Annotated in this window: 11 protein-coding genes; 7 read left to right on the forward strand and 4 right to left on the reverse strand. The window is 51.3% G+C overall.

Annotated elements, in window-relative coordinates:
- Positions 1–220: 220 nt before the first annotated feature.
- The 3 genes from ilvD to M1D61_RS05725 form a co-directional block, all read right to left on the reverse strand.
- The gene (ilvD, locus tag M1D61_RS05715) at positions 221–1,894 is read right to left on the reverse strand and encodes a dihydroxy-acid dehydratase (protein WP_458122419.1); all 1,674 of its coding nucleotides are present in this window, start codon (positions 1,892–1,894) and stop codon (positions 221–223) included.
- A 310-nt stretch (positions 1,895–2,204) separates the two neighbouring features.
- Positions 2,205–2,453: a KGG domain-containing protein gene (locus M1D61_RS05720; protein ID WP_046213418.1), complete on the reverse strand. Its 249-nt coding sequence runs from the start codon at positions 2,451–2,453 to the stop codon at positions 2,205–2,207.
- Between the two features lie 121 nt (positions 2,454–2,574).
- A complete protein-coding gene (locus M1D61_RS05725) occupies positions 2,575–3,663 on the reverse strand; it encodes an acyltransferase family protein (protein ID WP_458121503.1) in 1,089 nt (362 codons plus the stop codon).
- Positions 3,664–3,875: 212 nt separating this feature from the next.
- Here M1D61_RS05725 and M1D61_RS05730 point away from each other — a divergent pair, with 212 nt between their 5' ends.
- The 6 genes from M1D61_RS05730 (at position 3,876) to mgrA (ending at position 9,899) form a co-directional block, all read left to right on the forward strand.
- Positions 3,876–4,838 carry a sugar kinase gene (locus tag M1D61_RS05730; RefSeq protein WP_458121504.1) on the forward strand — a complete coding sequence of 321 codons (963 nt, stop codon included), beginning with the start codon at positions 3,876–3,878 and terminating at the stop codon, positions 4,836–4,838.
- A 96-nt stretch (positions 4,839–4,934) separates the two neighbouring features.
- Complete coding sequence (locus M1D61_RS05735) at positions 4,935–5,597, forward strand: bifunctional 2-keto-4-hydroxyglutarate aldolase/2-keto-3-deoxy-6-phosphogluconate aldolase (protein WP_458121505.1); 663 nt, start codon at positions 4,935–4,937, stop codon at positions 5,595–5,597.
- A 487-nt stretch (positions 5,598–6,084) separates the two neighbouring features.
- Positions 6,085–6,897 (forward strand): alpha/beta fold hydrolase, encoded by an 813-nt coding sequence (locus tag M1D61_RS05740; RefSeq protein WP_458121506.1) that lies wholly within the window; start codon positions 6,085–6,087, stop codon positions 6,895–6,897.
- A gap of 246 nt (positions 6,898–7,143) precedes the next feature.
- Positions 7,144–7,920, forward strand: a complete 777-nt coding sequence (locus M1D61_RS05745; RefSeq protein WP_458121507.1) for an HAD family hydrolase — start codon at positions 7,144–7,146, stop codon at positions 7,918–7,920.
- Positions 7,921–7,993: 73 nt separating this feature from the next.
- On the forward strand, positions 7,994–8,728 hold the full coding sequence (locus M1D61_RS05750) for an NAD-dependent protein deacylase (RefSeq protein ID WP_458121508.1): 735 nt from the start codon (positions 7,994–7,996) through the stop codon (positions 8,726–8,728).
- A gap of 160 nt (positions 8,729–8,888) precedes the next feature.
- Positions 8,889–9,899, forward strand: a complete 1,011-nt coding sequence (gene mgrA, locus M1D61_RS05755) for an L-glyceraldehyde 3-phosphate reductase (protein ID WP_458121509.1) — start codon at positions 8,889–8,891, stop codon at positions 9,897–9,899.
- 214 nt (positions 9,900–10,113) lie between these two features.
- Here the strand turns inward: mgrA and M1D61_RS05760 are convergent, their stop codons facing one another.
- The gene (locus M1D61_RS05760; protein WP_458121510.1) at positions 10,114–10,983 is read right to left on the reverse strand and encodes an AraC family ligand binding domain-containing protein; all 870 of its coding nucleotides are present in this window, start codon (positions 10,981–10,983) and stop codon (positions 10,114–10,116) included.
- Positions 10,984–11,235: 252 nt separating this feature from the next.
- Here M1D61_RS05760 and M1D61_RS05765 point away from each other — a divergent pair, with 252 nt between their 5' ends.
- On the forward strand, positions 11,236–12,417 hold the full coding sequence (locus tag M1D61_RS05765) for a galactokinase (protein ID WP_458121511.1): 1,182 nt from the start codon (positions 11,236–11,238) through the stop codon (positions 12,415–12,417).
- Positions 12,418–12,478 lie beyond the last annotated feature (61 nt).

Raw genomic sequence — 12,478 nt, forward strand, 5'->3', positions numbered from 1 at the left:
GGGTTGATCCGGTCAGCAAGGGAATCAAGCAGCAAGTCCGACTTTACATATACGGCCCTATACCGTATTCGTTACAAAAAGATAAAAGAGCGGCTTCAGTATAAAAGATAATAGGCCTGTTCACACACAAAAGGCTTTCCCGCCTGATCGTGATCAGGGAGAAAGCCTTGTACGATCCGGCGTGGAATAGAGTGCATTCCCGCCGGAAACCAAGTCTGAATCAGATTTTCATGATACCGCCCATGCTCGCATTGGTAACAAGCTTGGAATAACGGGCCAGGTAGCCGGTTTTGACTTTTGGCTCGAATTCTTTCCATTCGGTACGGCGGCGTTCAGCCATTTCTTCTTCACTGATATGCAGTTCGATTTTACGCTCGTTCAGATCCAGCTCGATGATATCGCCATCGTGTACGAAAGCGATTGGACCGCCTTCGGCTGCTTCCGGTGAGATATGACCGATACTGATACCGCGGGAAGCGCCGGAGAAGCGTCCATCTGTGATCAGGCCGACTTTGGCACCGAGGCCCATGCCGACGATCTGGGAAGTAGGCGCAAGCATCTCTGGCATACCCGGTCCGCCTTTTGGACCTTCATAACGGATAACGACCACATGTCCTTCTTTGACATGACCATTGGCGATACCGTACAGCGCATCATCCTGGGAGTCAAAGCAGATGGCAGGCCCTTTGTGATAGCCTCCAACCGATGCATCGACAGCGCCGACTTTGATAATCGCGCCTTCGGGAGCAAGGTTGCCGAACAATACAGCCAGACCGCCGCGTTCGGAATGCGGGTTGTCGATCGCATGGATTACTTCATGATTCTGGATTTCCTGACCTTCTACATTTTCACGAAGCGTCTTGCCGGTAACGGTGATGCAGTTCTCGTGCAGGGCGCCCGGTTTTTTGAGCAGTTCATTCAGTACGGCGCTTACGCCGCCAGCCAGATGCACGTCCTCAATATGCCAGTCGGATGCCGGAGCAAGCTTCGCCAGATGCGGTACACGGTTGGCGACTTCGTTGATGCGTTCGATCGGATAGTCGATCTCGGCTTCGTGTGCCAGTGCCAGCGTATGCAATACCGTATTGGTGGAACCGCCCATCGCCATATCCAGTGCAAATGCATTATCGATCGCTTCCAGCGTAACAATATCACGCGGTTTGAGATCCAGCTTGATCAGTTCCATCAGCTGTTTGGCCGATTTTTTGACGAATTCCTTGCGGTCTTCGGATACGGCGAGGATCGTGCCGTTACCCGGCAGTGCAATACCGAGTGCTTCCGCCAGACAGTTCATCGAGTTGGCGGTAAACATACCGGAGCAAGAGCCGCAGGTTGGACAACCGAACTGTTCCAGTTCCAGCAGACTCTTATCATCAATTTTACCTGCCTGATAGGCACCAACGCCTTCAAATACGGACGTCAGGGAGATGGAGCGGCCAGTGCTGTCTTTACCGGCTTTCATCGGTCCGCCGCTGACAAACATCGTCGGGATGTTCACACGCAGTGCGCCCATCATCATACCCGGTGTAATTTTGTCACAGTTCGGGATGCAGACCATGCCGTCGAACCAGTGAGCGGAGACGACAGTCTCCAGGGAATCCGCAATAATTTCGCGGCTTGGCAGGGAATAACGCATACCGATATGTCCCATAGCAATACCGTCGTCAACACCGATGGTATTGAATTCAAATGGAACGCCGCCGGCTTCACGGATCGCTTCCTTGACGATTTTACCAAACTCCTGCAGATGCACATGTCCCGGTACGATATCGATGTAAGAGTTACATACCGCGATAAACGGTTTATCAAAATCTTCCTCTTTTACCCCTGCTGCACGCAGCAAACTGCGATGTGGCGCCCGATCAAAGCCTTTTTTGATCATATCGGAACGCATCTTTTTGTTTGTGTTAACTGCCATGGTGTCGGTTTCCCCCCAAATATATAGTAATAGTAGCTTTTTTACTTTAGCGCGTTGTAAGACCAAAGACAGAAGCTGAAAAGAAATTGCATAATGCGACATGAAACTACACGAATTACACAAAAGTTTTTAATAGAGTCTATCATATGTATTCTCTTTTTGCTAGCGTATATTACGGTAATTATCCGGAGGACAATACAAAAAGCAGACGTCTCTGTCAGAAACGAATCAGAGAAGTCTGCTTAATCTTGCAATATGCGTAGGCATATTGCATCTATAGGGAGAATTAACGGCTGCCGCCCTTGCGTCCAATTTCCTTATAAAAATCTTTGTCATGGGACTCGGAAGTAGCTTCTCCGCCTTTGCGCCCGATTTCCTGGTAGAATTCCTTGTCATGGGATTGGGAAGTGGCCTGACCGCCTTTTTTACCAATTTGCTGATAAAACTCTTTGCTGTGGTTTTTGGAAGTCGCCTGTCCGCCCATACGTCCGGCTTCTTCACGGCTCATTTTCCCGCTGCTCTTGCTGCGTGCCATAACAATATCACTCCTGTCACAATAGATTGGGTAAGGCTAAATGTAGTTGCTCTTTAATTACCCGGTCTCTATAGAGTGAAACGATATTTAGCCATTTATTTAGATATCGGCTGCAGATTGTTCAGCGCAAAAAGGAATATCGGCGCTGGGCATGGCGGAATTTGAGGCGTACATAACGGGGCAGCTCCGGCTCGACCCACCGATGAGTCCAGCTGCGGACAGCAGGCCGGGAAAGAAGCAGTGTCAAAATAACCGCTAGCGCGATCACCACCAGTACACCGGCTGTGCTGCTGACATGGGCGAATAAACCGGAAACTTCGAGCGTACGCACGACCAGACCATGCAGCAAAAACACATACAGCGTACGTCGGCCCAGATCGGTAATCTGCCGGAACTTCCACGGTACAAAGGCAAGAAAGGCCAGAGAAGCGACCAGCTGCAATATATACATGCCCAGCCGTGTAACCATGCCATGCCATGTATCCACACCCAGCTGCATAAAGGTCTGGTTGCCGTAAAACCAGCCATTATTCAGCGACCAGTCCATCATAATGAATCCGGCCAGCAGTGCAACCGACAGACCGCCTGCCAGCATTAGCCGATAGCTGCGGAACCATGCAGCAAAACGTTCAAATCGGAAATGATAGCCGATCACAAAAAACGGGAAATAGATCAATGTCCGTGATAATGCCAGCCATACACCGTCCATAGGCAGTGAGCCTACGACCAACCCAAGCACTACCGACAGGGTCAACTGCTGGGCAAAAGTGAGCTGTCGCATCATGATTAGCATCAGCCGCCACAGGATATGTCCGGTGAGGAACCAGAGCAGCAGATAAGGGGCGAAAAAGGAGTGCGTGATGCCATGCACCCGAAAAACGGTAAAATCGAGCAGCGAATAAATGCTCTGGAACACGATGTACTGCATCCCGATCGTGCGCAGGATTTTCATTCCTGTGCGTCCATGCAGATTGGAGCGGGCAAAGTATCCGGTGACCAGTACGAACAGCGGCATATGAAACGAGAATATCCACAGAAAAATACCATGTGCCACATCGGAATGAGGGATCAGCGGCTCCAGCATATTGCCGATCACCACACATACGATCAACAAAAAGCGCAAATTTATAAAGTAAGTCTCGCCGGCCGCGGAGCAGCGGGCACGGACGGATGTACGAACCGGTTGATAGAGATGGCTGATATTCATCATTTTCCCTCCACAATTCTGATGATTTAAAAATAAGACAAAAAAGAATTGAATATTGTGATTAAATTCACAATAGAAAGCGCTCTCCATAATTAAAATTGTGTATATATGATGAAGCTGCATCATTGACAACAAAGAAAGCGGTTGCGAAAATGGATAATATGACCAGCTACATACCACGGCATGATCTTGGTGCCGAATCAGGAGGATGGATAATGAATAATCAGAATGGTTATCCGGAAGTGGTCACTTTCGGGGAATCCATGGGTTTGCTGACTGCGGAAGATTCCCGCGGACTCGAATATGCGGCCCAGCTGCGCAAATCATTTGGCGGCGCGGAGAGCAATCTGGCGATCGGTATTGCACGGCTTGGTCACTCGGCCGGCTGGTGCGGCCGACTCGGCAATGATCCGCTTGGACAGATGATCCGGAAGTCAATCCGTGGAGAAGGTGTTGATGTATCCCGTTCCATTTTGGCGGAAGGGGAACCGACCGGGCTGATGCTGCGCGAGAATGCCTCCGGTCATGCGTCGGTGTATTATTACCGCAAGCTCTCTGCAGCCAGTCATATGACACCTGACGATCTGGATGAAGAGTATATCCGCAATACCCGTGTGCTGCATGTCACCGGCATTACGGCGGCGATCAGCGAATCCGGGCTGGCGACAGTGAATCGGGCGATGGATATTGCCAGGGAAGCCGGAGTCACCGTGTGCTTTGATCCGAATCTGCGGCTGAAGCTGTGGACGCTGGAGCAGGCGCGTCCGGTACTGCTGGCACTGGCGGAGAAATGCGATTATTTCCTGCCCGGGTTGGATGAGCTGGCGCTGCTGTATGAGACGGACGACCAGGAAGAGATTTTCCGGCGTTTGCGCCAGCTGCAGGCGGTCAGCATCGTGAAGGGCGGTCCGGATCTTACTTATGTGGTAGAGAAGGAAGCGACTCTGGAAGTACCTTATTTCAAAGCGGAACGCGTGCTGGATACGGTGGGGGCAGGGGATGGATTCTGTGCAGGCTTTATTACCGGTCTGCTGCGCGGGTATACCATTGAGGAGGCTGTACGTCTGGGCAATCTGAATGGTTCGATGGTCATCCAGGCGGTAGGGGACTGGGAGGCGCTGCCGACCGATGCCCAGGTCCAGGCAAAGCTTAGCAACAAAGCACATGTAGAGCGTTGATCAGCCGTTAATCTTTGTAATGTCAGGGTTCACTCCTTGCCATACAGACAGGTCAAATGCATTTCCCAAATTCATTTCCATATGAGGAGAGACAACATGAAAAAGTTACAACTGCTGCAAAAGATGATGGATAACGGTGTCGTAGCCGTATTGCGCGGAGATTCCGCAGAGCAGGTATTCGCCATGGCCGAGCAGGCCATCGCCGGCGGAATCAAAGTGATTGAAGTTACGCTGACCGTACCGGGAGCACTGAGTGCGATCGAGAAGCTGAGCCGGATGTACAGCTGGAAGTCGGAAGGCGACAACTTTGCGATTATTGGAGCCGGTACCGTACTGGAACCGCAGACCGCACGGGCAGCGATTATGGCGGGTGCCGAATTTGTCGTTGGTCCATCGCTGAATCCGGAAACAGTAAAAATCTGCAATCTATACCGTGTGCCTGTACTGCCGGGTGTGACTACGCTGGAGGGTGTACAACAGGCGCTGGAGCTGGGCGTGGATATCGTGAAGCTGTTCCCGGGCAATCTGTATCAACCATCCATTATCAAGACGCTCAAAGGTCCAATGCCGCAGGCCAATTTCATGCCAACAGGCGGTGTATCGCTGGATAATCTGGGTGAATGGATCAAAGGTGGCGCAGTGGCAGTAGGCATTGGTTCCGATCTGACGACAGAAGCTTTGAAAACAGGCAATCTTAGTCTGGTACGCCAAAGAGCCGAGCAGTACATGCAAGCTTACCATGAGGCCAAGCAGGTCTGATTAAGGCTGCTTTCTATACATTTTTGCAGACGTGTGCATAAAATTACAGAGATTGTATCAAGATCTGTAGAGTTCTGTTAAAAACTATAGAGAACCAATACCTTTTGGACGGAATATTTTATTGGCATACCCTGCCCAGCTTGCTGAAGATATTTTAGAATTATTTTCGAAATGTTGCTGTAAAAATGGTCTGTATTTATTCTGCAGTCAAAGAGTCCCAATAATTACTCCAAAATAACTATTTTGGTCCCGGATGCGCGTGAAAGTGTATTCCGTTCCATGGAAAGTGGTATACTACACATAGAGCAGCCTGTTGTCCTGCTAGGGAGACAGGCTGCTCTTGTATATCAGCAAGGCTCCGGCAAAGCTGGCGGATACATACTGTATATGCGGATTGAACAGGCGAAGATGATAAAAGAGCCGTTCATGACCGGACTGCAGTACCGAGGAATTCATGCGAACCGGACTTGAAGTGGAAGGAGAACTTATGTTTAGACAGAAACGTAAATATGCAGGAAGTTATGGAGGCAGCCGCCGCGGCGGACGTGCCGGTAAAATCGGTAAAATTCTACTGGGTATTCTGATTGTGCTGCTCATTCTGGGCGGACTGGCTGCCTGGTACCTGCTGACGCCTTATGGGCCGACAGGAGAAGCGGAGCAGGCATTGACCGCACAACAGCAAGGGGTAACTGTACATACGACAGAGAACTGGATTGAATTTGATGCTGCCAAATCGACGGGTAACAGTCTGATCTTCTATCCCGGCGCACGGGTGAAACCGGAATCCTACAGTCTATTTGCCAGAGATCTGGCGGCTGCGGGGCATTCCGTATATATTATGAAATTTCCATTTAATTTTGCTTTTACCAAAGCCAACGCCGCCGATGCGGTAATCAGCAGCCATCCCGATGAGAAGTTTATTATTGGCGGGCATTCTCTGGGCGGCATATTTGCTTCGCGGTATGCGGTAAACCACCAGGACCGGATCGCAGGGGTGTTTTTCCTCGCTTCCTATCCGGATCAAAATGGCAATCTGGCGAATATGGGACTGCCGGTGATGTCGATTACCGGATCCGAGGATAGCGTCCTGCAAAAGGACAAGTATGAAGCTTCCCGTTCCCTGCTGCCGGCCGATACGGCCTATTACAGCGTGCGGGGCGGCAACCACGGTCAGTTTGGCAGCTATGGCGAGCAGAAGGGCGATCAGCCTGCCAAGGTCAGTGCAGAGGAGCAGCGTGCTCAGACTGTGAATGCACTGCTCAGCTGGATGAAGGAAATACCGGCAGCCGGCAAAAAATAATCTTCGCTGCAAGGAGCGAAAATCTTCGCTGCAGGAAGCGAAAATCTTCGCTGCAGGAAGCGAAGCATCCATCTTGCAGTCAACAGCAACAGCCGGACATAGACCGAACGTATGGAATAAAATAATGAAATGTAAAAGCAGTGTGTTCTTCCTTTGCAGCATTCGGAGAATACACTGCTTTTTGCATAGGCGGTTTTGGGGGTAAACTAATATGGGAGACAAGTATAGACAGGAAGGAAGATGATTTTGGCGTTAATCACATACCAATCGCAGCGCATCGAGTGCGATGCCATACTATGGGACAAAGACGGCACACTGCTGGATTTTATGCAGTTGTGGGGCAGCTGGGCCGAACTGCTGCTGGGTTATATGGAAGATTATTTGCAGAATCGCGGTCATTCCTTTACCGGCAGCCGGGAAAAGGTGATGGGCACGATCTATAATGCATCCGGCAAGTTGACCGGCTATGACCCGCGCGGACCGATGGCAATGGCCTCTGTTCAGGAGACGACGGCCGTACTGGCCTGGCAGCTTTACAGCGCAGGCGTTCCCTGGGATGAAGCCATTTTGCAGATCACTGACTTTAGCCGTCAGGCCATGGAGCAGATGGAACAGACCCGTCCGGTACAGCCGCTGCCGAACCTGATTCCCCTGCTGGACAGCTGCAGTGAGGCGGGTATGCCCCTGGTCGTCGTAACCTCGGACTGGACCTCCGAAGCGCTCAAACATCTGCGCTGGAGCGGGCTGGAGACGTACTTTACCGAGATCATCGGCAGCGATCTGGTAACATCCGGAAAACCTGCACCCGATATGGCCCTGCTGGCCTGCCAACGCCTGTCTGTCCAACCGGGCCGTACCATACTGATCGGCGACAGCAACGCCGACATGCAAATGGCCCGTCAGGCCGGACTGGCCTGCTGCATTGGCATTGCTCCAACTGCCGAAGCCCCCACCCATCTGCCGGACGCCGATATTATTATTCACGACTACCGGGAACTGCAGATCATCACAGCAGACGGCTAACAATTCGTGCAGGAATAATTACGGCTATCCATGCAGCCCAAATAGAATATTTACAATACAAGGAGTGATCCCTATGGATAAAGTAAACCAACTCACCGAATGGATTAGAGAATCCAATCGGATTGTATTTTTCGGCGGAGCAGGTACATCCACCGAAAGCGGTATCCCTGACTTCCGTTCAGCGACCGGATTGTACCAGGAAAGCGGCAAGCAGGGCTATTCGCCGGAGGAAATGTTGAGCCGGCCGTTTTTTGACCGGGAGCCGGGATTGTTCTATGAATTTTATCGTTCCAAAATGCTCTACCCGGATGTGCAGCCCAATCCGGTGCATGAGATTCTGGCCGAACTGGAGCAGCAGGGTAAGCTGCTGGCGATCATCACGCAAAATATCGACGGGCTGCACCAGAAGGCAGGCAGCCAAAATGTACTGGAGCTGCACGGTTCGGTACATCGCAATTACTGCATGAGCTGCGGCCAGCAATACACGCTGGCCGAGGTGCTGGCCCAATCCGGTGTACCGCGCTGTTCGGTGGATGGAGGAATTATCCGCCCCGATGTGGTGCTGTACGGAGAATCGCTGGATGCAGATGTGATCACTGCAGCGGTAGAAGCGCTGTCGGCCGCCGATCTGCTCATTATCGGCGGGACTTCCCTGACCGTGTATCCGGCGGCCAGCTTTATCTCGTATTTTCGCGGCAGACATACCGTGCTGATGAATGCGTCGGCAACCGCACATGACCGTCATGCCGATCTGATCATTACCGAGCCGATGGGAGCGGTGATGCGGCAGGTACAGCAGCTGTTATGATGCATCCGAGGACCTTGCTAGCGGAATATGGCAGGGGGAATGGATAAAGCAGCACATACCCTCGAGCACGTGAGAATCTATTTGCATAATGGTAATGCTTCCGTTATGATTTTTGAGGATATGTGTACAGATTTTACTCAGTAGAAGGGTTGGGATCAGTATGGTATATGTAGCTTCAGAACAACGTTATGACAATATGAAATATAATCGTACCGGACGTTCCGGACTTAAGCTTCCCGCGATTTCACTTGGTTTGTGGCATAATTTTGGCGGCATTAATACGTATGAGAATTCAAGAGCGATGCTGACAAGAGCATTTGACCTGGGAATCACGCATTTCGATCTGGCGAATAACTATGGTCCGCCTGCCGGTTCGGCAGAAGAGACATTTGGTCAGGTGCTTCGTCAGGATCTGGCTCCTTATCGTGATGAATTGGTGATTTCCACCAAAGCGGGTTACTACATGTGGCCGGGTCCCTATGGAGAATGGGGATCACGCAAAAATTTAATTTCCAGTCTGGATCAGAGTCTGAAACGGATGAACCTGGAATACGTGGATATTTTCTATTCTCACCGTTTTGATCCGGAGACTCCGCTGGAAGAGACAATGATGGCACTGGATCATATCGTTCGCTCGGGCAAGGCATTATATGTGGGCATCTCCAGCTACAGTGCCGAACAGACGCGCGAAGCAGTAGGCATTTTGAAACAGCTCGGTACACCGCTGACGATCCACCAACCCCGTTACTCGATGCTGGACCGCTGGATTGAGAATGGTCTGCAGGATGAATTGGAACAGGCCGGAGCAGGCAGTATCGCTTTTTGTCCGCTGGAGCAGGGTGTATTGACCAGTAAATATCTGAATGGAGTGCCTGAAGATTCACGTGCAGCCGGCTCATCGGTATTTCTGGGCAAAGACAAGATTACCCCGGAAACGATTCGCAAAGTATATGCACTGAATCAGCTGGCCGGTACGCGTGGTCAAAGTCTCGCGCAAATGTCGCTTGCCTGGGTACTGCGTCATGGCAAAGTGACTTCTGCATTAATTGGTGCGAGCCGTGTATCCCAGATTGAAGAAAATATCGCTGCACTGAATAATCTGGAATTTTCCGATGAAGAGCTGCAGCGCATTGACAAAATTCTGAAATCTTCGGCAGAACACAGCGAATAACGCTTGCTCTATCCGCCGGATAGGCTGCAGGCCAGCACAGGGCGGATAACTGTTACAGAATGCGGTTTGATCACCTGATTTGTGGGCCCGCATGGATACTTGGATTGAATTCGAATATAAAGGGAAAGGCTCTGCATGTGACAGGGTCTTTCCCCTTTTTTGATATGGACAATTACTCCGAGACAGGGTGCATCGGTCTTTCCGGTAAGGGAATTTATTTATGGTTGGACGGATGAATGGAAGCACGGTACTCGCTCGGAGACACGCCGTAAAAGCGCCGAAACTGCTTGGAGAAATACAGCGCATCCGTCAGACCCACCGAAGCGGCGATCTGCTGGGTGGACAGCTCCGGCCGCTCGCGCAGCAGCTGGCGCGCTTTGTCGATGCGCAGCTTGAGCAGATAGGTGACAGGGGTCATGCCGGTTTCCTTTTTGAAAATGCGGGACATGTATGCCCGGTTGTAGCCAATACTGCTGCACATATCCTCAATGGATACCGGGTGCGCATACTGACTGGACATGTAGTGGATCATCTGCTTGACCGTACGGCGGGTGATCGATTCGGCTCCCGGCAGGGCCGCCTGGCGGGTCAGCAGCTCGCTGGCTTCGGCCATAATCAGATGCAGATACCCAAGAGCGGCCAGATCGGAGCTTTCTTTTTGCGTGTAAAAAGCCTGCAGCATAGCCTGCAAATACGCTCCGATCCGGCCCGGGTCTTCCTGCTGTTCCGAACGGGCAACCGGTGAACCGGCATGAAATCCGGCCTGCTCTGCCAGGGCATCGGCCTGATCACCGGCAAAGGCAAACCAGTGATAATGCCAGGGCTGCTGACGGTCGGATACATAGCTGACCAGCTGGCCGGGATGGATAAGAAAAGAATCCCCTGCGCTCAGCTTGTACGTGCGATCCTCGGTAATAAACTGTCCCTGTCCGCTGGCAATATAGTGATACAGATAATAATCATAGATTTTGGGGCCCAGCCTATGGGAAGGCGGAGTCTGGCTCTCTCCGGTGAACAGGACATACAGTGTACCTTCATCGTGAAAGATCGGGTTGGGAGCGACCTGATAGGTTTTGTCGGGCATAATGGACAGTGCCTCCTTGGGCATGATTGCTGATATGAAACTTCGGGGATATGTTGGGATTGATAATGGATTTGGAGCGGGTCGGCTGCATCTTGTTGTTTTATAGTAGGATTATAACGCAGTGAGGTCACATTTATCCATATACACGGCACATCTGTTCATTACATATCATAGCGCTTTCAGGGTATACTGGGATCAGCAATAACGCTTCAGCACAGCAAGCGGACTTTACGGATAAGGTGGAATTAACCCATGAATCAAGAGCAGATGAAACAGGCATTTACGGAGAAGTACGGAACAGGCGGAGAGATTCGCATTTTCCATGCTCCGGGACGTGTGAATCTGATTGGTGAACATATTGATTACAACGGCGGCTATGTACTGCCGGCAGCTCTGGAATTCGGTACACTGCTGGCAATCCGGGCCAATAACGACGGTATGGTCAGGCTGGCCTCGGTCAATTTCCCGGAGCTGGAAGGGACATTTGCCCTGCAGGAGATCGGACTGAAAACGACAAAGGAATGGATGGATTATCCACTGGGCATCATTACCGTGCTGAAAGGAAAGGGAACCACGCTCACATCCGGATACGATCTGCTGTTCTTCGGCAATATTCCGAACGGATCGGGCCTGTCCTCCTCGGCCTCGATCGAAGTGGTAACTGCCTATGCGCTGATCAGCATGGAGCAAGGTCACATTGACACTGTCGAAATTGCAGTAATGTCACAAAAGGCGGAAAATGAATTTGTCGGTGTGAACTGCGGCATTATGGACCAGTTCGCTGTCGCCAACGGAATCAAGGATCATGCGATCCTGCTCATGTGCGATACGCTGGAGTATGACCGTGTACCGTTCCGTACAGGACAGTACAAGCTGGTCATCGGCAATACCAATAAGCGCCGCGGACTGGTTGATTCCAAGTACAATGAGCGTCGTTCCCAGTGTGAAGCTGCACTGGCAGCACTGCAGCCGCATGTGGATAACCTGAATTACCTCGCCCAGCTGACTCCGGAGCAGTTCGGTCTGCTGGAAGAGCAGATTCAGGACGATATCGTTCGCAACCGGGCAAGACATGTGGTGGAAGAAAATGCACGTGTACTGGCTTCTGTCGAAGCGCTCAAGCAGGATGATCTGCAGCGCTTCGGCCAGCTGATGAACGAGTCGCACGAATCGCTGCGCGATCTGTATGAAGTGAGCTGTGAGGAACTGGATGTGATGGTAGAGGAAGCACGCCGCATTAAGGGAACGCTCGGCGCCCGCATGACCGGCGCAGGCTTTGGTGGATGCACCGTATCGCTGGTGCATGAGGATGATACCGATGCATTCGTCCGGCAGGTAGGACAGGCTTATCGTGAACGCACCGGACTGGAAGCAGACTTTTATATCTGCGGTGTAGGCAATGGCGTAGAGGAATGGAATGAGTCGCAGGAGTAAGTGTTCAGGAATCACCGATTGTGAATATACGATTGTTCAGTTCATTGAGATGTGCAGTTCA

The sequence above is a fragment of the Paenibacillus sp. Z6-24 genome (assembly GCF_054161335.1).